The organism is Roseibium aggregatum, assembly GCF_017309185.1.
GTDB lineage: Bacteria > Pseudomonadota > Alphaproteobacteria > Rhizobiales > Stappiaceae > Roseibium > Roseibium aggregatum_B.
Genome location: NZ_JAEKJZ010000002.1, coordinates 259,839 through 282,888, shown reverse-complemented (window position 1 = coordinate 282,888; position 23,050 = coordinate 259,839). Strand labels below are relative to the sequence as shown.

The 23,050-nt window shown below is 61.0% G+C and carries 15 protein-coding genes; 6 read left to right on the top strand and 9 right to left on the bottom strand.

The window, feature by feature from the left end; genetic code table 11:
- Window positions 1–2 precede the first annotated feature (2 nt).
- Window positions 3–926 carry a PfkB family carbohydrate kinase gene (locus JF539_RS13475; protein ID WP_209017276.1) on the bottom strand — a complete coding sequence of 308 codons (924 nt, stop codon included), beginning with the start codon at window positions 924–926 and terminating at the stop codon, window positions 3–5.
- A gap of 338 nt (window positions 927–1,264) precedes the next feature.
- Between JF539_RS13475 and recA the strand changes: the two genes are divergently transcribed.
- The 3 genes from recA (at window position 1,265) to JF539_RS13460 (ending at window position 6,785) form a co-directional block, all read left to right on the top strand.
- The gene (gene recA / locus JF539_RS13470; protein ID WP_207141187.1) at window positions 1,265–2,338 is read left to right on the top strand and encodes a recombinase RecA; all 1,074 of its coding nucleotides are present in this window, start codon (window positions 1,265–1,267) and stop codon (window positions 2,336–2,338) included.
- A gap of 291 nt (window positions 2,339–2,629) precedes the next feature.
- Window positions 2,630–5,287, top strand: coding sequence for an alanine--tRNA ligase (gene alaS, locus JF539_RS13465; protein WP_207141186.1), 2,658 nt, complete (start codon window positions 2,630–2,632; stop codon window positions 5,285–5,287).
- Between the two features lie 205 nt (window positions 5,288–5,492).
- Window positions 5,493–6,785, top strand: a complete 1,293-nt coding sequence (locus JF539_RS13460; protein ID WP_209017275.1) for a cyclic nucleotide-gated ion channel — start codon at window positions 5,493–5,495, stop codon at window positions 6,783–6,785.
- Here the strand turns inward: JF539_RS13460 and JF539_RS13455 are convergent.
- On the bottom strand, window positions 6,779–7,147 hold the full coding sequence (locus JF539_RS13455; protein WP_209017274.1) for a hypothetical protein: 369 nt from the start codon (window positions 7,145–7,147) through the stop codon (window positions 6,779–6,781). The two genes, JF539_RS13460 and JF539_RS13455, sit on opposite strands and share 7 nt — an antisense overlap.
- 152 nt (window positions 7,148–7,299) lie before the next feature.
- On the opposite strand from JF539_RS13455, the gene JF539_RS13450 reads away from it, so the two are divergent.
- Complete coding sequence (locus JF539_RS13450) at window positions 7,300–7,995, top strand: aspartate/glutamate racemase family protein (protein ID WP_207141184.1); 696 nt, start codon at window positions 7,300–7,302, stop codon at window positions 7,993–7,995.
- An 8-nt stretch (window positions 7,996–8,003) separates the two neighbouring features.
- Here JF539_RS13450 and JF539_RS13445 read toward each other — a convergent pair whose 3' ends face one another.
- Both JF539_RS13445 and JF539_RS13440 read right to left on the bottom strand, forming a co-directional pair.
- Complete coding sequence (locus JF539_RS13445) at window positions 8,004–8,651, bottom strand: glutathione S-transferase family protein (protein WP_207141183.1); 648 nt, start codon at window positions 8,649–8,651, stop codon at window positions 8,004–8,006.
- A gap of 151 nt (window positions 8,652–8,802) precedes the next feature.
- The gene (locus JF539_RS13440; RefSeq protein ID WP_207141182.1) at window positions 8,803–9,750 is read right to left on the bottom strand and encodes an EamA family transporter; all 948 of its coding nucleotides are present in this window, start codon (window positions 9,748–9,750) and stop codon (window positions 8,803–8,805) included.
- 78 nt (window positions 9,751–9,828) lie between these two features.
- On the opposite strand from JF539_RS13440, the gene JF539_RS13435 reads away from it, so the two are divergent.
- Window positions 9,829–11,223: a PLP-dependent aminotransferase family protein gene (locus JF539_RS13435; protein ID WP_207141181.1), complete on the top strand. Its 1,395-nt coding sequence runs from the start codon at window positions 9,829–9,831 to the stop codon at window positions 11,221–11,223.
- 39 nt (window positions 11,224–11,262) lie between these two features.
- Here the strand turns inward: JF539_RS13435 and JF539_RS13430 are convergent, their stop codons facing one another.
- From JF539_RS13430 to JF539_RS13410, 5 genes are all read right to left on the bottom strand, one after another.
- Complete coding sequence (locus JF539_RS13430) at window positions 11,263–13,458, bottom strand: non-ribosomal peptide synthetase (RefSeq protein ID WP_207141180.1); 2,196 nt, start codon at window positions 13,456–13,458, stop codon at window positions 11,263–11,265.
- Between the two features lie 149 nt (window positions 13,459–13,607).
- Window positions 13,608–14,825 (bottom strand): NADP-dependent isocitrate dehydrogenase, encoded by a 1,218-nt coding sequence (locus tag JF539_RS13425; RefSeq protein WP_207141179.1) that lies wholly within the window; start codon window positions 14,823–14,825, stop codon window positions 13,608–13,610.
- 168 nt (window positions 14,826–14,993) lie between these two features.
- A complete protein-coding gene (locus tag JF539_RS13420; RefSeq protein ID WP_207141178.1) occupies window positions 14,994–15,515 on the bottom strand; it encodes a hypothetical protein in 522 nt (173 codons plus the stop codon).
- Between the two features lie 11 nt (window positions 15,516–15,526).
- Window positions 15,527–15,937: a hypothetical protein gene (locus tag JF539_RS13415; protein ID WP_207141177.1), complete on the bottom strand. Its 411-nt coding sequence runs from the start codon at window positions 15,935–15,937 to the stop codon at window positions 15,527–15,529.
- A 513-nt stretch (window positions 15,938–16,450) separates the two neighbouring features.
- The gene (locus JF539_RS13410; RefSeq protein ID WP_207141176.1) at window positions 16,451–16,639 is read right to left on the bottom strand and encodes a hypothetical protein; all 189 of its coding nucleotides are present in this window, start codon (window positions 16,637–16,639) and stop codon (window positions 16,451–16,453) included.
- Here JF539_RS13410 and JF539_RS13405 point away from each other — a divergent pair.
- The gene (locus tag JF539_RS13405) at window positions 16,638–23,015 is read left to right on the top strand and encodes an Ig-like domain-containing protein (RefSeq protein ID WP_207141175.1); all 6,378 of its coding nucleotides are present in this window, start codon (window positions 16,638–16,640) and stop codon (window positions 23,013–23,015) included. The genes JF539_RS13410 and JF539_RS13405 overlap by 2 nt on opposite strands.
- Window positions 23,016–23,050: the final 35 nt, after the last annotated feature.

Here is a 23,050-nt window from a genome sequence, read left to right as displayed (position 1 = left end):
TTTCAGTTGCCGCCGAGGGCTGCCCAGGAAAGCGATCCGGCCAGGGCGCCGGTCGTGCGCAGGGTGAGGGCGGCAGCCGAAAGGCCGAACGGCACGGCCTCTTTCAGGGAAAAGCCCCTGGCGAGCGCCGCGATGATACCTGCGGTCAGGGCATCTCCAGCACCCGTCACATCGACGATACTGGTGACAGCCGGAACGAAGCGCTCAAACGAACCGTCTTCCAGAACCATCAGTTGCGAACCGCCATCGGTCAGGACGAAGGTCTCAAGGCCTGTGTGCCGCAAGGCTTCGGCGAGTGCGGCAAGCGGAGTGCCTTCCGGCTTCCCGGTCAGGGCGGCGGCTTCGCCCCGGTTGAGCATCAGACAGTTCAGCCGGCGGAGATGCGGTTTCAAGCGGACGGATTTGGCGTTTGAGACCGCATTGGCAAACACCAGACCCGAGCCGGTCCTTTCCAGAACGCGGGTCAGCACCGGGGCCGGCAGGTTGGCTTCCACGAACCAGATCGTTCGGCCCGGCGCGGTCCCGGCGATCTCATCGAGGACGGCGTCGAAAAGATCTGCCGGGGCCTCCGACAGGATACGGTCGTCGACGCAGGCCGCCTTGAGCGAGCCGTCGGGGTCGTGCAGGGCGACATAGCGTCCGGTGGCAAAGCCCGGCCGGGGCACGAGGCAAAGGCGAAGACCTTCCGCGTCGAGCTGGCGGGTCAGCGCCTGCGCCGCGCCGTCGTCTCCAACGGAACCGACAAGACAGGTCTCAAGGCCCAGGCGGTTCAAGGCCCTGGCGACATTGGTGGCAACGCCGCCGGGGGAGGTTCCGAATTGCGCCGGCGTCGACGTCTCCGGCCGGATGTCCTGGAACGCGTGGGCGATTGTGTCCATATGAACCGCGCCGATGGCGACAACGGGACGGATTGCCGAAGGAGACACGGAAGGGAAAGCTCCGATTGAACAGCGCCGGGTACACCGGCCGGCTTCTTGAGGCCGTCCCGGTCTAGATCCGATGCTCTACCGGATCCGCGCGGGTGCGGCAACCGGGAGAGTTCTCGCGGGAGGGCATGATTCTCCGGAGCCTCGTTGTCTCGTCTTGTTCTTTTCAAAATTGACGTAACGTAAATTTAAATTTGAACAGATGAGAACATATTGGAAACAAAGGCGCATTTCCGCTTAAGTTCCAACTACCTTTGAGCGCTTGCAAAAAGAGAACAAAATGTGTACAAACGCATTCATTGAAACAGCGCGTCCATCGTGGAATAAGGAGCGTAGCCATGTCACAAAGATCACTTCGTCTCGTAGAAAGCAGCCAGATGGATAAGACAAAAGCGCTGGATGCGGCGCTCAGCCAGATTGAGAGAGCCTTCGGCAAAGGGTCCATCATGAAGATGGGACAAGGCCAGGCGGTCGAGGTGCAATCGGTCTCGACCGGGTCTCTCGGTCTGGATATCGCGCTCGGGATCGGTGGGCTGCCGCGCGGACGTATCGTCGAGATCTACGGTCCGGAATCGTCGGGCAAGACCACGCTGGCGCTGCATACGGTCGCGGAAGCCCAGAAAGATGGCGGGATCTGTGCGTTCATCGATGCGGAACACGCGCTCGACCCGATCTATGCACGCAAGCTGGGCGTCGATATCGACAATCTCCTGATTTCCCAGCCCGATGCCGGTGAACAGGCGCTTGAAATCGCCGACACCCTGGTGCGCTCCGGAGCGATCGACGTGCTGGTGATTGACTCCGTCGCCGCGCTGACCCCGAAGGCGGAACTCGAGGGCGAGATGGGCGACAGCCTGCCGGGCATGCAGGCGCGGCTGATGAGCCAGGCCCTGCGCAAGCTGACCGCCTCGATTTCCAAATCCAATTGCATGGTGATCTTCATCAACCAGATCCGCATGAAGATCGGGGTGATGTTCGGCTCGCCGGAAACGACGACCGGCGGCAACGCACTGAAATTCTACGCCTCCGTCCGTCTCGATATCCGCCGGATCGGTTCGATCAAGGACCGGGACGAGGTGGTCGGCAACCAGACGCGGGTGAAAGTCGTCAAGAACAAGCTTGCCCCGCCGTTCCGGCAGGTCGAGTTCGATATCGTCTATGGCGAGGGCATCTCCAAGATGGGCGAACTGATCGACCTTGGCGTGAAGGGCAATGTCGTGGAAAAATCCGGCGCGTGGTTCTCCTACAACAGCCAGCGCCTCGGTCAGGGCCGCGAGAATGCCAAGCAGTTCCTGAGGGACAATCCGGAGGTCGCTGAGGAAATCGAACTCGCCGTGCGCCAGAACGCGGGCCTGATCGCCGATGCGATCATCGACCCGGACGCCGCGCCCGAGGAAGCCGCGGACGATTGAGTTAGGCCGGCCGAAAGGCTGTCGAGCCGTTCCGGACCTCTGTCCGGCCATTCAGGGCCTTTCCCGTCTCGGGGGAGGCCCTTTTGTCGTTGTCCGTCATGTTAGAGCAGCGGATGAGACAGAGTTTCCGATTTCTTGCGACTTCCAACGCGCCACTAGGCCTGCAACCGCTGGACAGGGTTGGAGGTCAAAGTTAAAAGGCTGTTCCGGTGCGCGGATTGCTTCACATCCGGCGCCATTGCGTAATTCAATTTGCCCGGCTCTTCGGGCATGGACCGATGCGAGACCCGAATGACCGGCGTAAATGAAATCCGCTCCGCCTTTCTGGACTATTTCAACAAGAACGGCCACGAGGTGGTGGAGTCCGGGCCTCTGGTACCGCGCAACGATCCGACCCTGATGTTCGCGAACGCGGGCATGAACCAGTTCAAGAACGTCTTCACCGGCCTGGAAAAACGCGACTATTCGCGGGCCGTGACGTCTCAGAAATGCGTACGTGCCGGCGGCAAGCACAACGATCTGGACAACGTCGGCTACACGGCCCGGCACCACACCTTCTTCGAGATGCTCGGCAATTTCTCCTTTGGCGACTATTTCAAGGAGCTTGCCATCGAGCTTGCCTGGACCCTGGTCACCAAGGAATTCGGCCTTTCCAAGGACAGGCTGCTGGTCACCGTCTACGCCGAGGACGATCAGGCGTTCGATCTGTGGAAGAAGATCGCGGGTCTGAGCGAAGACCGGATTATTCGCATCGCGACCTCGGACAATTTCTGGTCCATGGGCGATACCGGTCCCTGCGGTCCCTGCTCGGAAATCTTTTACGATCACGGCGATCACATCTGGGGCGGACCTCCGGGATCCCCGGAAGAGGACGGCGACCGGTTCATCGAGATCTGGAACCTGGTCTTCATGCAATATGAGCAGACGGAGGCGGAACGCCTCGATCTGCCGCGCCCGTCGATCGACACCGGCATGGGAATCGAACGTATCGCTGCGGTCATGCAGGGTGTTCACAACAACTACGACATCGATCTCTTCAAGGCGCTGATTTCAGCGTCCGAGAACGCGACCGGGGTGGATGCGGAAGGGGCGGCCCTTGCCAGTCACCGGGTGATTGCAGACCATCTGCGTTCCTCAAGCTTTCTGATCGCCGACGGCGTGCTGCCCTCCAACGAGGGTCGCGGCTACGTTCTGCGCCGGATCATGCGCCGGGGCATGCGTCACGCCCATCTTCTGGGCGCGGCCGATCCCCTGATGCACAAGCTCGTTCCCGCGCTGGTCCGCGAGATGGGCCGGGCCTATCCGGAACTGGTGCGCGCCGAGGATCTGATCGCCGAAACGCTGAAACTCGAAGAGACCCGTTTCCGCAAGACGCTGGAACGCGGACTGGGGCTTCTGGACGGCGCCACGGCGGACCTTTCCGCTGGCGGGCAGCTCGACGGCGAAACCGCCTTCAAGCTCTACGACACTTACGGTTTCCCGCTCGATCTGACCCAGGACGCGCTCCGGGCTCGCGATATCAGCGTCGATGTCGATGGTTTCGGCGCGGCCATGGAGCGCCAGAAGGCCGAAGCCCGGGCGGCGTGGTCCGGCTCCGGCGGGGCTGCCACGGAAACGGTCTGGTTCGCTCTGAAGGAAAAGCACGGCGCCACGGATTTTCTGGGCTACGAGACCGAGACGGCGGAAGGTGTCGTCGCGGGTCTGGTCGCCGACGATGCGGAGACGGACGGGCTTGCCGCGGGTCAGAGCGGCTTCGTGATCTTGAACCAGACGCCCTTTTACGGCGAGAGCGGCGGTCAGGTCGGCGACACCGGCCTGATGATCGCGCCCGGGGTCAGGGTCAAGGTGACCAACACCCAGAAGAAGGCGGACGGTCTGTTCGTTCACAGCGTGACCGTCGAGGAAGGCGAACTGAAGGCGGGGCTGGCTTTGGAACTCAAGGTCGACCATGCCCGCCGCACGGCAATCCGGTCCAACCACTCGGCCACGCACCTTGTGCACGAGGCCTTGCGGGAAGTGCTTGGAACCCATGTTGCGCAAAAGGGATCGCTGGTTTCGCCGGAGCGCCTGCGCTTCGACTTCTCGCATCAAAAGCCGATGGACGACGCGGAACTGGCGACCGTCGAGACCTTTGCCAACGAGATCATTCTCCAGAACGCTCCGGTCGAGACGCGGCTGATGGCCGTGGACGATGCCATCGAGGCCGGAGCGATGGCGCTTTTCGGTGAAAAATACGGCGAAGAGGTCCGGGTCGTCTCCATGGGCACGGCGCTGCACGGCGACAAGGCCGGAAAGCCCTATTCCCTCGAACTGTGCGGCGGCACCCATGTCAGGCGCACCGGCGATATCGGTCTGGTGAAGATCGTTTCCGAAGGCGCTGTCGCCGCCGGCGTTCGCCGGGTCGAGGCCCTGACCGGATCGGAGGCCCGGGCCTATCTCGACGCGCAGGACAAGCGCATGCGCGACATTGCCGGACTTTTGAAGACCGGCGCGGACGAAGCTCCGGCCCGGATCGCGCAGCTTGTCGAAGAGCGCAAGCGCCTTGAAAAAGAGCTGGCCGATGCCAGGAAGAAGCTCGCCATGGGGGGCGGCGAAGCCGGCGCGGCTCCGGTCAAGGAGGTCGGCGGCTTCAAGGTCATGGCCCGGACCGTGGAAGGCATCAATCCGAAAGACCTCAAGGGCATGGCCGACGAGGCCAAGGCTCAACTCGGATCCGGCGTCGTGGTTCTGATCAACGTGGCCGAGGACGGCAAGGCCGCGATTGTCACGGCGGTCACAAAGGATCTGACCGACAAGGTCAGCGCAGTGGATCTGGTCAGGATCGGCTCCGAAGCCCTCGGCGGGCGGGGAGGCGGCGGTCGTCCGGACATGGCCCAGGCCGGCGGCCCGGACGGTGCGAAGGCGGATGCCGCGGTTTCGGCGATCGAGGCGCATCTCGGTGGTCTTTGACGCCTGAAAACTGAATTTACGGGTACGGACCCCAAAGCCGATACCCGGTCCAAGGACCTGCAAAGCCGGAAATCCGCAGCGCGCTGGACAACGTTCGGCGCGTGGTAACTTTGTCCTTAACCATTCTTCGGATATTTAGGAGAGGAACGAAGCGGAAACGGGGAACGCGGTGTATCGGGAGGGGTTCAAAAGAGCACTTTACGAAGTGCTTGAGGATACCGGCAAGCGGAAGCTGGCCGCGCGGGCGCTGCGCCAGGTTCTGGTGGTTCTCATCATCGGGAATATCGTTCTGGCCGTTCTCGAGACGGTTCCGGAAATCAGGCAGGCCCTGGGCACGCATCTGAGTTTTGTCCAGCTCGCCTGCGGTCTCGTGTTCGTCATCGAATATGTTCTGAGGCTTTACGTGGCGGATCTTCATCCGCCCCTGCGCCGGTACGGTCCTTTCTGGTCCCGGTTGCGCTACGCGCTCCAGCCGGATGCGCTTGTCGATCTGATCGGCGCGCTGCCGCTGCTGTTTGTCCTGTTTCTTCCCAACCAGGCCGTCACGGTCGTCGTTATCCTGCGCTTGCTGCGTTTTTTGAAGCTCGCCCGCTACTCGCCGGCGCTCCGATCGCTGATTTCCGCGGTCGCGTCGGAACGGCGCGCGCTGCTCGGATCGACCATGATCATCTTCGGCGTGATCCTGTTGTCGGCCACGCTGATGTACCTGATCGAAAACGACGATCAACCGCAAAAATTCCGCAGTATCCTGCATGGCATCTACTGGGCCATCACGACCGTGACCACGGTCGGATACGGCGATGTCGTTCCCGTGAGCAATCTGGGCAAACTGGTCAGCAACGTGGTCATGCTCATGGGCTACGGTCTGATCGCACTGCCGGTCGGCATCATCGCGTCGGCCTTCGCACGCGAGATCCACAGCCGCGATTTCGTGATCACCTGGTCGATGGTGGCTCGCGTGCCCCTGTTCGAGGACCTGAAAGCGACGGAAATCGCGGAAGTCACCAAGCTCCTGCAGGCGCAGAAAGTGCGCAAGGGCCTGACAATCGCCGAGAGGGGCGACGTCGCCGACCGCATGTATTTCATCTCCGAGGGGGAGGTGGAAATCAAGCTGCCTCACGACACGATCTATCTCGGCGAAGGCAGTTTCTTCGGGGAGCTGGCGCTTATCAACCAGACGCGCCGGACCGCCAAAGTGACAGCCTACCGGGAGTGCCAGCTTTTGATTCTCGAGGCGGAAGCTCTCAGAAACCTCATGGACCGGGATGCGGCGCTCGCGCGCAAGATCATGGAAGAAGCGCGGGAACGGGCGGAGGCCGGCAAGAAGGTCCTTGGAGAACTGGCCGAGGAAGAACTGGAGCAGGCAGGCGTGTTTGCCGATGGCGAAGAGGCGCGCACGGAACCCGAGCTTTTCGAGGAAAGCGAATGCGGCCCGGAGGACAAGGATGTGGACGAGGGCGAAGACGACGGTGACAAGACGAAAACGCCTTCTCAATAAGGCGTCAGTCCCCGTGGCAGTCTTTCATAAAGCGGATCGCCCTGCCAGAAAACGTCCGTCGGGCCGATAACGAAATCGATCAGGTTCCAGCGATCGTGCTGATAACGCAGCAGGGCGTATGTGACGATGCCGTCCATATAGTCCAGCTGCGAGGCAAAGGTCGTTCGTCTGAGATCGATGGGATTTCCACCCGGCCGCTGCGGCGAGACCTGCACGAACGCCCAGCCTTCACCGGCACGCAACCAGTTCACGATGAATTCGACCGGCGGTCCGACCCGGGCTTCCAGCATCGGGCGCAAAGTGTTCAAAATGGCACCACGCTCGCCGCTTCCGCGCGCCGGCTCGTAGACGGATTGGGCCATCGCGCCTAGACTTGCGAAAGTCAGCAGCGCGGCGCTTAAGAGAAATCTCCTAAGAAGCTGACATGTAATGCGAAAATGTCTTTGTTCAGAAAATGATTCAAGCGCGGTCAATTTCGACTTCTCCAAAGACCCCAGGCAGGCGGAACGCTATCATGAAAACCATTGGATTGCTCGGTGGAATGAGCTGGGAAAGCACCGCTGTCTACTATCGGGTCCTCAACAGCATGGCACGGGACCGGCTCGGGGGGCTGCATTCGGCCAAGTGCCTTGTCTGGTCCTTCGATTTCGCCGAGATCGAGGCCGCGCAGACGGCGGGCGATTGGGAACGGGCGACGGAGCTGATGGTGGCGGCCGCGCGCAATCTTGAGCGGGGTGGCGCCGAGTGCCTGCTGATCTGCACCAACACCATGCACAAGATGGCGGCTGAGGTGCAGGCGGCCATAGACACTCCACTCCTCCATATCGCCGACAGCATCGCGCCTGCGATCAAGGAGGCCGGTTGCAGGGCGCCGCTGCTGCTTGCCACCGCGTACACGATGGAGCAGGATTTCCTCAAAGGCTACCTGCGCGAGACGCATGGCATCGACGTTTGGGTGCCGGAGCCGGAAGACCGGGCGGAAATCCACCGGATCATCTACGAAGAGCTCTGCCGGGGCGAGGTGTGGCCGGATTCCAAGGAAACCTATCTGGAGGTGGTGACCAAGGAGGCCTCGAAAGGGGCGGACGGCGTTATCTTCGGCTGTACGGAGATCGGTCTTCTGGTCAAGGCGGAGGATTTCGAGATCCCTGCGTTTGACACGACGGTGCTGCACGCGAAGGCGGCACTGGATTTCGCGCTCAAGGGCTGAAGCAGCGGCTATTCTGATGTTTCGGAAATCGCGGGTTCCGTCTTTTGAAAGCTCTGCCGCGTCCGGAAAGCTTCAAGCCAGGTTGCAAGCTTCGGCGCGGATTTCAGCACCATCTGGCCTTCCTCGGCCTGTTCGAACAGGCTGAGCATGGGGGCTGCGTGACAATCGGCGAGGGTCGGCCGCTCCCCGAGCAGGAACGGGCCGGGGGCGGCGAGCGCTTCGAGGGCGGAAACGACGGTGCGTGCGAGACCCAGGGCGGAGGCGATTGCGACTTCGTCCGCCGGTCGGCCGTCCTGCGTCTTCACGATACGCTCGACATAGATGCCCCAGACCAGCGTCCGGTAGGCGTAGTTGTCCAGGATCGCGAGGCATTGGTTCATCCGGGCGCGGGCCTTGGCCGTTTCGGGCTGAAGGGCAGGGCCGTCGAAGGCCTCGTCCACGTAGCGCAGGATGGCCTGGGTTTCATAGAGAGCGAAGTCTCCGTCCTTGAGCGCCGGAATTTTTCCGAACGGCTGGAGGGCGAGATAACTTTCCGGCGGTCCTCCCGCAGCAAACACGTCAACAGGACGAAGCGCATAGGCCACGCCCTTTTCCTCAAGCGCGAGCCGGGCGGAGCGCACATAGACGGAATAGTCGGCGCCAAACAGATCGATCATGACGGCGTTTCGTTTCCTCGGCTTGGGTTTCGGCAAACTAACGGGCCTCAGCCTATTGCAGGACTACCGTAAAAACGTCCCGATGCGTCACACACTGTACCGATTGGCGTTCACATCGCACAGGCAGGAATACGGAGCGTTGCCGATATCTCTAACCTGCATGCTGAGCCTTGTGTTTTCGCAGGCCTGCGAGTGTCAGGCCGTAAATGCAGGTCACAACGACGGCAAGTGCCGCGACCTGATAGGGCGCGATGGCTTCTCCGAGAAGCGGCACGGCGAGAACCATCGTCAGGGCGGGCCAGGGGGTGGTGATGGAACTGGCCAGCGACACGTCGATGTGGCGCATCGCGTAGAACCACACGATCAGCTCCAGAAAATAGACCAGGCCCATGACGGCCGACATCGTCTGAAGGATCGCCTTCAGTCCGGCGGCGAGCCCCGACGGACTGACGAGGGCCAGAACGACTGCCAGAAACAGGGTCGAAATCACCACTCGGAAGAATGTCACCTGGGCGGGCGTGATCGGCGTGCTACCGAGCTCCTCCTTGATGATGACATGCGCGACGCTCCAGAGCAGGGGAACCCCGAGTGACACGAGGAACCAGGGCGACAGGCCGGACATGAGGAAGGTGCCGCCTGTGCCAAGGTGATAGAGTGCACCGATCAAGACGGCCGTTATGGCCAGTTCCACGCCGGTCTTCCGGCGTTTCAGGAAAAGCGTTTCCCACAGGATCGCGAACAGCGGATAGGCCTGGATACCGATCGCCGCGTTGGCCGCACCGGCCTTTTCCACCCCGAGAACGTAGAGGTAAGTCGAGAGGCCGAAGAGTGCGCCGGTGAAAAGCGCCACGGCAATCATGCGACCGCGTTGGCGGCGGGAGAGGTGAAGACCGAAGATGCCTCTGGTTCCGGTTCTCAGTTCCCAGCCCAACACGGGTGCGGCGAAGGCGACCTGCCAGACCGACAGCGCAAAGGCGAAGCTGAGCGCGCCGGTATCGGAAGGCCGCAGGTTCGAGATGACCGGCATGATGCCGAGAAGAACCAGGCAAACGAGGGAGAGGGCGATGCCTTTCCCGGCTGAGGGAGAGAAAAGCGACATGGCAGGAGACCGTGATGAGTTTGACGGCAACAGGAATTGCATCCATAACTGCATCAGTTCAATAGAAAGATTGATCTGATGGCAATTTGGGTTCCAGACCTCTCCTACCGGAGCGGTCCGAAATACCTCCGGATCGTGGAGGCCATGGCGGAGGATATCGCGACGGGGCGTTTGTCCGCAGGAACGCGCCTGCCGCCGCACAGGGAGCTGGCCTATCAACTGGGGATCTCCCCGAACACGACCAGCCGGGCCTACGCCGAAGCCTTGAAGCGGGCGCTTCTGAAGGGAGAGGTCGGCCGGGGGACGTTTGTGCGTTCCGCAGGTGCGGAACCGGACCGGGCCGAAGCGGAAAACTTGCTGCGGGCGGACAAGGGCCCAATTGACCTGTCCCGAAATCTGCCGATACCGGGTTTTTCAGAAGACCACATTCGCCGTGCGATCTCGGGCATCGCGGAAGACACAGGCTTGCGGTCCTTGCTCGACTATCAGACCGACGCGGATCTCGTTCATCACCGCGAAGCCGGCCAGATGTGGCTTGAGATGTGCGGCGTCGATGCGGAACGCGACTGCATCGTTCCGGTGGTCGGAGCGCAGCATGGTATTTTGTGCGCCCTGACGGCCTTGTTGCGGCCCGGGGACCTTCTGCTGACGGAGGCGCTGACCTACACGCCTGTGCTCGCGATGGCCGCACGTCTCAACCTGCAAACCGGATCAGTCGCGATGGATGGCGAGGGTGTAATTCCGGAGGCCTTCGAGGCATGGTGCCGTGACGCAAATCCCTCCGCTTTTTACCTCACGCCGACACTGCAGGCTCCGACCACGGCCACTTTGTCCGGTGCGCGGCGGCAGCGGATCGCGGAGATTGCCGACCGCCACAGTGTGATCCTGATCGAGGACGATGTGTTCGGGCCGCTCAAGCCCGACAAGCCGCCGCCGCTGGCGCAGTTGGCGCCGGAAACGACGGTCTATGTAACGAGCCTGTCGAAGGCGGTCGCGCCCGGGCTGCGGGTGGGCTTTCTCAAGGCTCCGAAGACGTTCGCCCCGGCGCTGCACCAATCGGTGAACCTGAGCGTCTGGATGACACCGCCCTTGACCCTGGAGGTGGCAACCCGATTAATAGCGGACGGAACGGTGGCCGAACTCAGTGGCAAACAAATTCGTGTCGCCTCCCACCGGCAGCGGATCGTTCGGCAAACGCTTGGTGCGGTTGCGCGGCCAGCAGTTTCAGAAGGCTTCCACACCTGGGTGCCTCTTCCGGATGGCTGGAGGGCCGACGTGTTCAGCGCCGAATGCGCTCGCCTTGGTGTTCTGGTCAGCGAAGGCCGCTCATTTGCGCCCAACGCGCCTGACGCGCCGGAGGCCATTCGCATCTGCGTCAGCCACGAGGCGAGCGAGGACCGGGTGAAGCGGGGCCTCGAGATCGTCGCCGGTGTGCTGAGACAGCAGCCGAGCGGATCTTCCATCGTCATTTGACGGGTGGGGTTCCCGGTCGCGGTCACACGTCCCGGGTTCTTAGAGCCGTTTCTGGTCCTTGAGAACCTTGCGGTCGATCTTGCCGGACACCGTCAGCGGCATTTCCGCCAGGAACCGGACCTCCTGCGGGATGTAGAAAACAGGGCATTTCTCCGACACCGCGTTCTTGACCGCGGCCGCCATCGCTTCGTCGCCCGTATCGGCGGCCACATAGGCCACCAGGCTCTTGTTGCCATCGGTTTCTTCCGCGACAACGACGACGTCCCTGACGCCTTCCGCGCAACGGATGGCCGCCTCGATTTCGCCGAGTTCCATGCGCACGCCGTTGATCTTCACCTGAAAATCGTTTCGGCCGAGATAGATGATTTCGCCATCGGGGCGGAAATAGGCCAGGTCCCCGGTCCGGTAGAGGCGCCGGTGCGGAGCGTCGGGGAGGGGGCAGGGAATGAAACGCTCCCGAGTGAGGTCCTCGCGGTTCCAGTATCCGCGCGCCAGTTGAATGCCGCCGATGTGAAGTTCGCCCGGAACGCCGACCGGGACCGGTTGGTCGTACTCGTCGAGCACGTAAAGGCCGGTATTGGCGACCGGCCTGCCGATCGGGATGCTGTGATCCGCAGGATGGCGCGGGCAGGCGAAATAACTGACATCGACGGCCGCTTCCGTCGGGCCATAGAGATTGTGAACTTCCACGAAATCATTGGCCTTTTCGTAGAAGGACTGGACGAGGTCGAAACCGAGAGCCTCGCCGGAGCAGAACAGCTTCTTGATCGGCAAGTTCTCGAGCGCCGGAGCAAGAAGGAACAGGCGCAGCATCGACGGAACGAAGTGCAGATGCGTTACGCCCGACTGCTGGATAACGCGCTGTAGGTATCTGATCGACATGTGACCGCCGGGCGCGGCCACCACCAGCGTAGACCCGACCGAAAAGGGCCAGAGGAACTCCCACACGGAGACGTCGAAAGTGTAGGGGGTCTTCTGCAGAACCCGGTCCAGCGGATCGAGGCCGTACTCCTCGTGCATCCACACAACGCGATTGTGGATCGCTTCATGTTCGATGACCACGCCCTTCGGCTTCCCGGTGGAGCCTGAAGTGTAGATCATATATGCGAGATCGTTTGCTCCGATCTCGACTTCGGGATTTTGGCTCTCGCCACCGGGACCGGTGTCACCGCCTTCCGTCAGCACGATGACGTCCGAAAACTCCGTTTCAATCCGGTCCCTGAGATGCGCCTGCGTCAGAACCGCAACCGGTTTGCAATCCTCGATAATTTCGGTCAGACGTGCGGCCGGATCCTCCGTGTTCAATGGCACATAGGCGCCGCCGGCCTTGAGTGTTGCCCAGAGACCGATCACCATTTCCAGGCTGCGATCCATGAACAGCGCGACGAATGTGTCTCGGCCGACGCCCTTGGCTCGCAGGACATGCGCAAGGCGGTTCACGCGGGCATTGAATTCGGCGTAGCTGAGGGCCTCTTCCTTGTAGATCAGGGCTGGATGATCCGGGGTTGTCTCAACGCAGCGTTCCATCATCGCGACCAGTCCGCCGTTATCGGCATAGGGGCGGTCGGTGGCGTTCCAGGTTTCCACAACGAGTTTGCGTTCCCGGGCCGACATGATGGGCTGGTGGACCAGCGGCAGCTCGGGGTCCTCGGCGATCCCGGCCGCGAGCGCTGCCATGCGCTCTTCGATGAGACCGAAGCTGTCCGCGGCAAGGGTGCCGGGATGTATCCAGGTCAGTTTGCCATCGCTGTGGCAGTGAAGCTGAACGCCGCCACCAGGAACCGTTGCCGGTCGGTCGCCGAGCGTAACCACCAGGGGGGCACTGTCTTGGTTTCGCGCGGAGAGGTTCGCGGAGGTTTCATCCGTCGCGGAAACCCCGGCGCGGCCGACCTTGGCGAGAGCGTCGGAAAAGGTGTCCTCTGCCAGGACGCCAAACTCGAAAACGGCAAGGTCCGTCGACGGACCGCAGGCGTATGCGAAGGCAGTGGATTTGGTCTCGCTTACGCGTGCCGCATATGTCGAGAACACGGCTATGGCGATCTGGTCCGCAGTGTGGCCTGGAAAACGCGCCTTCAGCCGGTCGATGGCATCGGTCCAGGGCGACGTGGCTGGCGTTTCCAGCCGGTGCTGCGACGGTTGTCCGCTCGCGGCAAGACCAATGTCCTCAAGCCGGGTGAATTCGATGTCCGGATTGCCTGCCGTTTTCTGGGTGCCGGTCATTTCTGTTCGCGTCATGCCACCAGCCTTCACGTTTTCGTTGCGCCCGATGCTTGGTCTTATACCAACCTCGGTTAACAAGAACTCATCTGACCGAGGTTGGCAAAAGTTACGGGGCGGCGTGACGTGCCGGGACGCGTTTTTCTAACAGGGTCGGGCCGCCGCCCTTACAGCTCGCTCATCGCCTTGGACAGGTTCTCGTCGATCTTGTCCAGGAAGCCGGTGGTCGTCAGCCAGGCCTGCTCCGGGCCGACAAGCAGGGCCAGGTCCTTGGTCATGTAGCCGGATTCCACTGTCTTTATGCAGACGCTTTCAAGCGTCTTGGCGAAGCGGGCGAGCTTGTCGTTGCCATCGAGCTTGGCCCGATGGGCAAGGGCCCGGGTCCAGGCGAAGATCGACGCGATGGAGTTGGTCGAGGTGCTTTCGCCTTTCTGGTGCTGGCGATAGTGGCGGGTGACGGTCCCGTGGGCGGCTTCCGCCTCCACCGTCTTTCCGTCCGGCGTCATGAGGACGGACGTCATCAGGCCGAGCGAGCCAAAGCCCTGGGCCACCGTATCCGATTGAACGTCACCGTCGTAGTTCTTGCAGGCCCAGACATAGCCGCCGGACCATTTCAGGGCGGAGGCGACCATGTCGTCGATCAGCCGGTGTTCGTACCAGATTCCGGCATCGGCGAATTTCTCCTTGAACTCCGCCTCGTAGGTTTCCTGGAACAGGTCCTTGAAGCGGCCGTCATAGGCTTTAAGGATCGTGTTCTTGGTGGAAAGATAGCAGGGCACCTTGCGCTGCAGGGCGTAGTTGAGGGAGGCGCGGGCGAAATCGCGAATGGACTCGTCCAGGTTATACATGGCCATGGCCACGCCGGCGGACGGCGCGTCGTAGACCTCGCGCTCGATGACCGTGCCGTCCTCACCGACGAATTTCATGGTCAGTTTTCCCTTGCCGGGAAAGGTGAAGTCGGTCGCGCGGTACTGGTCGCCGAAGGCGTGGCGGCCGACGATGATCGGCTGGGTCCAGCCGGGCACCAGACGCGGCACGTTCTGCATGATGATCGGCTCGCGGAAGATCACGCCGCCCAGAATGTTGCGGACCGTGCCGTTCGGCGAGCGATACATGCGCTTCAGGCCGAATTCCTCCACCCGGGCCTCGTCCGGCGTGATCGTCGCGCATTTGACGCCGACACCGTGCTTCTTGATCGCCTCGGCGGCGTCGACCGTGATCTGATCGTCGGTCTCGTCGCGCTTCTGGATCGAAAGATCGTAGTAAAGAAGGTCGATGTCGAGATAGGGGTGGATCAGCTTGTCCTTGATGAAGGCCCAGATGATACGGGTCATTTCATCGCCGTCGAGCTCGACGACGGGATTGTCGACTTTGATCTTTGCCATGGATCGTTCTGCCTCGCGATTTTGAGAGGAGTGCGGAGGGAATTTCACGGTATGCGTTGTACCTGAAAACTTTTGTGTGCGCTTGTATACAATGGTTTTGTGCGGCGCAAGAGGCGTGTCCAGCTTGCGACGTAATATCCTTGGCATGCTGGTTGCCAGGTCCGTACCCTAATTGTCCCGGCAGTGAGATTGGGGGATCGGATACAGAAGAAAGGCCGAGTCCGCCTTCGTGCGGTTGAGAACAGCGTCTCCCGCATCGCACTGGGTGAAGTAAAGCTCCCGGTCGAGTGTCAGAAGAAGCCGGTTTTCCGGCCGGGCCGTCAGGTGGAATGCGCCGCCGTCACACCCGATCCGGCAAAGAAGCCTGTCTCCGTCCGCACCGCAGATAGCGTTCTCCTGCCAGGGATTGTCTTTCCCGCGCATCCAGACATCCAGCTTCAGAACCAGCCGTGGCGTGTCCGGATAGGGCTGGTAGGGGCTTTCCATGCCGAGCAGGTTCTGTTTTGCGGGAAAATGGCTGATCGCCATTTCTATGACCTGCTGGTCCGGGTTCTTGTTAAGGTGCTCAAGCGGATAGGACCGGCCGTAGCAGGTGTTGAAACCGAAGAAGTAATCTTCCAGAGGGGCGGCCGCCGCGGTCCAGGGAGCCTGCAGGGCGATCAAAAGCGCCAAATGCCTGAAATATCTCATCAATGCCCTCATCAGCAGGAGTGGGATGGCGTCAGGCCGGTGGACAGCAGCCGGAAGACCATTCGTGCGTCGTTTCCGGTCGCGACCGCGAAGTCCAGTCCCGTGCCGCTCACGGACCACGTTCCCGATGCGTTGCCGGTCGAAGCGTCACAGGACGCGCCAAGGTAGGTCACTTGTTTGCCCGCGAGAATCTCTCCCGCGAAAGCGTTTCCCGATGGCTGAAACCGGTAGGTTTCAAGGATCGAGGTAAAGACATAGCCGTTTCTGTTGGATGTGACCTCGTAGAGCAGGCCGTCGCCGCCGATCGCGACATAGGGGATATTCCGGGCGTAGGCTGGAAGACCGGCAGGTTTCCAGTCGCTTGCACCGCTTGCGACGGAAGACGAGACAAAGGCTAAAAGAAGAAAAGAAACTCGTTTCATTAAAAAAGTCCGTAGAGATTGCTGCAAGGTCCCAAACCTAGCGCAAGCGAAAAGCCGAAGGCCAGCCATCTTCGGACGAGCGGCGATAATAGGTTTTTGGCAGGTGCTATCGTTTCGAGAATGCTGCTGCTTGATTTCGCGACAAAGGGGGCTTGGTGCGTTGATGCCCAGCCTAGAAATCAAAAGCCTCCCGAGGGGAAAACAGTGGAAAAAATCCTGTTGCGTTTCAATGTCTGAGGCGGTTCAATCAACGCGTGCAATGCTGATCCGTCAGCCCGTTGTGCGGCAATTCCGTAGCGTTAAAAAAGGATAAAAGGGCTGAATAAATTTACACATTAGATTCAGCGAATTTTCACGCCTGAGTGTTGTACTGCATTGTAAGAATAACGAGCAGTCAGGCGAAGCGGCTTGTAAAGAATTCCGCCAAGCAGATCTGAGAATCGCGTTGGGAGGCCCAATGTATCCGGCGTTTGCCCATGGATTAAAAAACGGTCAGACCATCCCGCTGGCGTCCTACGGGGCGCCGGTGAGCGCCTCGTTTTCGAACGGGTCCTGGTCGTGGAGCCTTTCCGAAAGTGCGCCGGTGGGTGTGGAAACGAACGATACTGCGGACACGGCGGCTTCTGAAAGCACCGTGTCGACCGGCGCCGCCGCAGGTTCAAGCGAGGCTGCCGCGCCATCGGTGGCGGGCGGTTTTGTCATGAACGGATCGCAGGCGGTCGAGGAGGGGGCGGGACGACCCGAAGACCCAACGGACGTTGGCAGTACCACCTCATTGAAAACCCTGTTCGATTCCCTGTTTGAGAGCGGGGAAAGCTCTGGCGATGACGATCTCGCGCCAACGGAGGCGGTCGGCTCAGGCTTCGATGCACCGGATGAGGCTGTTGGTGAAGGGGCCGATTGGACGGAATTCGAAGAACCGGGCACTAGCGCCGGGCGGGAGGCATTCGAGGCCTTCGCACCGGCTGAGGGCGAAGGCGGCGCGATCATTCACGACCAGCTGTCTTGTCCCTGCGGAGCCTGCGGCGCCAGGGATGAGGCCCTTTTCAAGCTTGATGCCGGAGATGGCGGAACGGGAAAATCCGCAACCACTTCGGCTGCGGCTCCTCTATCGGACCTGGCCGATTACCTGATCAGCGGGTTCTGGGATGATGTCAACTGGACGTCTTCAAGGTCCAACGGCAGCTGGTCCCATAACCTGGGATCTACCGGGGCCGATCCGAATGACGGCGTTCTCTACTACAATGTTTCCGGCTTTTCGGAGGACAGCAACGGACTGAGCGCGCAGCGCAAGGCTCTGGTCCGCGAGGTGTTCAAGCTCTATGAGGCGACGCTCGGCATCGATTTCGAGGAGACGACGTCGACCAACGATACGGTGGTCGATTTCTTCTTCACCGACAACGATTCCGGCGCTTATGCCTACTCTGCCTACTATTACACCAACGGGACCCTTGATGTCAGCGTGATCAACGTTGCCAGCAGTTGGTCCGGCGGCACCTCGACCTATAACGATTACACTTTGCAGACCATCTTCCACGAGGTCGGCCACGCTCTCGGCCTCGGCCATCAGGGGGACTATAACGGCACGGCGAACTTCGGCGTCAGCAACGATTTCGACAATGACAGCTGGCAGGCATCGATGATGTCCTATTTCAGCCAGACGGAAAACACCAATATCTATGCCTCCGGCCTCTATCTTCAGACCCCGATGTCCGTTGACTGGATGGCCCTGGACGCGCTTTACGGGTCTCAAGGCTATGGCGTGTCCAATGCCTTCACCGAGGATACGACCTGGGGCTTCAATACAACGGTCACCTCGGCCGTCAGCGACATCTGGGCCCAGTGGTCGAGCTACGCCTACAAGACGGCTTCGACGATTGTCGATAGCGGCGGCATCGACACGTTGGACCTGTCCGGCTACAGCAACAATACGCTGATCAACCTGGCGCCGAGTAACGGATTGTCCACCAGTCCGTCCACCTCCAATATCGGCGGCAAGATCGGCAACCTGACGATTGCCGAAGGCACCATCATCGAAAACGCCATCGGCGGGGCGGGTTCCGAGACCTTTTACGGCAACAGCGCAGACAACATTCTGACCGGCAACGGCGGTAACGACACCTTTCACGACAGCGGCGGGGACGACACATATTACGGCGGCTCCGGCACGGATACGGTCCAATTCGCCAGCGCGCTCGCCGACTACACCTTCGATGTAACCGGCAGCTTTCTTGAGGTCGTCAACGGAGCCATCGATCTGGTGGAAAGCACGGTGGAATGGCTGGGCTTCTCCGACCAGACCGTGACCTATCAGTATGTCGTGGACTATCTGACCATTCCACCGAACGAGTCGCCGGTCGCCGTGGGCGATACGGGCACCGTTGGCGAAGATGTCGTTCTGACCGGCCTGGACGTTCTGGCCAACGACAGCGATCCGGAAAACGATGCCCTGACGATTGTCGCCATCGACGGCAACAGCATTGCCACTGGCGGATCGGTGCAACTGGCCTCCGGCGCCATTGTCACGCTGAACGCTGACGGCACCCTGGACTACGATCAGAACGGCGCGTTCGACCTGCTTGCGGTCGGAGAAACAGGGACGGAGACCTTCTCCTATTCGGTTTCCGACGGCTACGCCACCGGCACTGCGGACGTGACGCTCTCCATCGACGGCGCTTATGATAATTACGCTCCCGTTGCCGCAAACGACGGTTACAACGTTCTGGAATCCGGGACGCTCGCCGGCAACGTCTTCGACAACGACAGCGATCCGGAAAACGATGCCCTGACCCTGGACATGGTCAACGGGTCTCAGGCGGGGGTCGGCAGTCAGATCGCGCTTGCGTCCGGAGCCTTGCTCACGGTCAACGCGGACGGAACCTTCGACTACGACCCGAACGGGGCCTTTTTCCAGCTGGAAACCGGAGAGACCGGCAGCGACAGTTTCACCTATCGGATCTCGGACGGTCAGGGCAACTACGACACCGCGACGGTGAATGTGACCGTCTATGGCGAGACGCCTCCACTCGACGACAATCCAATCGTCATTGACTTCGAAGGGCTGGCGGAAGGGTCTTTCTACGGACAGAACAATCTTGTCTTCACTGACCTCGATATCACGACCGGCGTGACTGTTTCTGGGGAGCAGTCCGGATATTCGCGAAGCTTCACCATTACCGCCGCCGGCGAAGATTTCGATCTTGACAGCCTGACGCTCCAGAAGGCGGGGGGCAAAAAGCCGAAAGTCTGGATCGATGCCTATGACGACGGCGTCCTTGTCGGCTCGCAATCGGTGACTATGAAATCCAAAGGCGCCTACACGCTGACCTTTGACGAGAGCTTCGACAGTATCGACGAAGTGGTCGTGAGGGGCCAGGCGGCAGTCTATGTCGACGATATCGCCATCGTCACCCACACGGATGCGTCCGTCGGTGCGAATGCCGCGCCGAATGCGGCCGACGACAGCTACACGACCGATGTCGCGAGTTCCGTGACCGGGAACCTGCTCGACAATGACAGCGATCCTGATGGCGACAGCCTGTCCGTCGTCACTGTGGCGGGGCATTCGGAAGGTTCGGTGACGCTGGCCTCAGGCGCTCTGGTCACCTTCGCCAGCGACGGGACGTTCACCTACGATCCGAACGGGGCGTTCTCCGACGTTTACGAAGGCTCCGGCGAGACCGACAGCATTGTCTATGAAGTGTCCGACGGCAAGGGCGGCACGGCCATGGCAACGGCGGTGGTTTCCCTTACAGGCACGGGCAAACTGGCGCAGATCGATTTCGAAGGCTTCGCTCCGGGCGTGTTTGCCGGTCAGCACGGGCTGACGTTCGACGGTGTGGACATCACCGCGACGGGGCGACTGTCCGGGGGGATGGAAGCCTATTCCACAGGCTTCACCCTCACGGCGGACAACGCGGACTTCAACCTGGACAGCCTTTCCCTCCAGAAGGCTTCCGGCAAACAGGCGAAGGTGTGGTTCGACGCCTATGACGACGGAGTTCTGGTCGGAACGCATTACGTGCTGCTGAAGTCGTCGGGAACCTATGACGTCACCTTCGACGACAGCTTCAACGACATCGACCAGGTCATCGTTCGGGCGCAGGGCGGTTTCTATCTCGACGACATCTCGCTTGGAACCGGCGTCGACGGCACGCTGGACGGAAACCAGTCTCCGCTTGCGGTCGACGACAGCTATACGACCGGTGTCGCGGCTACCGTTGCCGGAAATTTGCTCGACAACGACAGCGATGGAGACGGCGACAGCCTTTCGGTCGTGTCCGTGGCCGGTCAAGCGGCTGGAACGGTGACACTGGCCTCGGGCGCTCTGGTCACCTTCGCCAGCGACGGAACGTTCACCTACGACCCGAACGGGGCGTTCTCCGACGTTTATGAAGGCTCCGGCGAGACCGACAGTTTTGTCTATGAGGTGTCCGACGGTAACGGCGGCACGGCCATGGCAACGGCGGTGGTTTCCCTTACAGGCACGGGCAAACTGGCGCAGATCGATTTCGAAGGGTTTGCTCCGGGCACATTCGCCGGTCAGCACGGGCTGACGTTCGATGGCGTGGACATCACCGCGACGGGGCGCCTGTCCGGGGGGATGGAGGCCTATTCCACAGGGTTCACCCTCACGGCGGACAACGCGGACTTCAACCTGGACAGTCTTTCCCTCCAGAAGGCTTCCGGCAAACAGGCGAAGGTGTGGTTCGACGCCTATGACGACGGGGTTATGGTCGGAACGCATTACGTGCTGCTGAAATCGTCGGGAGCCTATGACGTCACCTTCGACGACAGTTTCAACGACATCGACCAGGTTGTCGTTCGGGCGCAGGGCGGTTTCTATCTCGACGACATCTCGCTTGGAACCGGCGTCGACGGCACGCTGGACGGCAATCAGTCCCCGGTCGCGGTCGACGACAGCTATACGACCGGTGTCGCGAGTTCCGTGACCGGGAACCTGCTCGACAATGACAGCGATCCTGATGGCGACAGCCTGTCCGTCGTCACTGTGGCGGGGCATTCGGAAGGTTCGGTGACGCTGGCCTCAGGCGCTCTGGTCACCTTCGCCAGCGACGGGACGTTCACCTACGATCCGAACGGGGCGTTCTCCGACGTTTACGAAGGCTCCGGCGAGACCGACAGCATTGTCTATGAAGTGTCCGACGGCAAGGGCGGCACGGCCATGGCAACGGCGGTGGTTTCCCTTACAGGCACGGGCAAACTGGCGCAGATCGATTTCGAAGGCTTCGCTCCGGGCGTGTTTGCCGGTCAGCACGGGCTGACGTTCGACGGTGTGGACATCACCGCGACGGGGCGACTGTCCGGGGGGATGGAAGCCTATTCCACAGGCTTCACCCTCACGGCGGACAACGCGGACTTCAACCTGGACAGCCTTTCCCTCCAGAAGGCTTCCGGCAAACAGGCGAAGGTGTGGTTCGACGCCTATGACGACGGAGTTCTGGTCGGAACGCATTACGTGCTGCTGAAATCGTCGGGAGCCTATGACGTCACCTTCGACGACAGTTTCAACAACATTGACCAGGTCGTCGTTCGGGCGCAGGGCGGTTTCTATCTCGACGACATCTCGCTTGGAACCGGCGTCGACGGCACGCTGGACGCCAACCAGTCCCCGGTAGCGGTCGACGACAGCTATACGATCGAAGACACGGATCTTCTGACCGATAGCCTGTTTGACAACGACAGCGACGCGGACGGCGACAGCATGTCTCTCGTCAGTGTAGGCGGGCAGTCAGGTGGCACGGTCACCCTGGCTTCCGGTGCGATCGTCACGTTCGCAAGTGATGGATCCTTCACCTACGACGTGAACGGCGCCTTCCCGGAGCTCTACGCTGGCGATACGGCAACAGACAGTTTCGTTTACGAGGTCTCGGACGGCAATGGTGGCTTCGATCAGGCAACAGCGGTGGTAACCGTTTCCGGCACCAAGGTCCTCTCCGAGATCAATTTCGAAGGCTTTGCGCCAGGAACTTTCGCCGGCCAGAGCGGTCTCGTTTTCAACGGTCTGGACATCACGACGGGTGGACAGCTTTCAGGCAATCTCTCCGGGGTTTCGAGCGGCTTTACCATCTCCGCGTCGGATGTGGACTTCGACCTCGACGGCCTGACCATCCAGAAGGCGGGCGGCAAGAAGCCGCGTGTCTGGATCGAGGCCTATGATGACGGCATTCTCGTCGCCTCGCAGATGGTGACGATGAAATCCAAGGGTGCCTATACCCTGACTTTCGACGAGAGCTTCGACAGCGTCGATGAAATCGTCGTCAGAGGCCAGGGATCTTTTTACGTCGACGACATTCTGGTTGTCGCGGACAGCGACGGGGCTCAAGTCGGCAACATGTCGCCGCAAGCCGAAGACGACAGCTTTGCCACCGACAATACCAATGCACTGACAGGAAGCCTGCTGGCGAATGACAACGATCCGGAAAGCGGCGTTTCGCTCGTGTCTCTGGCGGGGCAGACAGGCGGGTCGGTCACCCTGGCCTCCGGCGCCATTGTCACCTTCGCCAGCGACGGCTCCTTCACCTATGATCCGAACGGGGCATTTGCCGATGTCTATTCGGGCCAGACCGCGACGGACAGTTTTGTCTACGAGATCTCGGACGGCAGTGGCGGCACCGACATGGCGACCGCGGAAATCACGATCAACGGCACCCGGGACCTGTACTCGATCGGGTTTGAAACCGGCACCCTGGGCGAGGCCGTCGGCGCTGAAGACGGTTTCGTGTTCACCGACGCGATCGTCACCAATCGGGCCGCCGGTGTTTCGGAAGGGGACTACGCGGCACTGACCGACGGCCGCAGCCTGTCCTTCGTTAAGGTCGATGGCGACAGTTTCGATTTCGAGGAAGCGGTTTTCACGGCTGTTGGCGGGACCAAGGTGACCATCGTCATCGAGGGTTACCTGGACGGTGAACTGGTCGGCAGCGAGAGCTTCCGGGTCAAGGGAAACCGGGAATACACTCTCGCGCTCGACGATACGATTTTCGACACCGTGGACGAAGTGGTTGTTTCAGGATCCAAGGCGATCATTGTCGACGACATGGAATTGATCGTCTGACCCTTGCCGAAAATCCTGTCCGGCACGGATGTCTC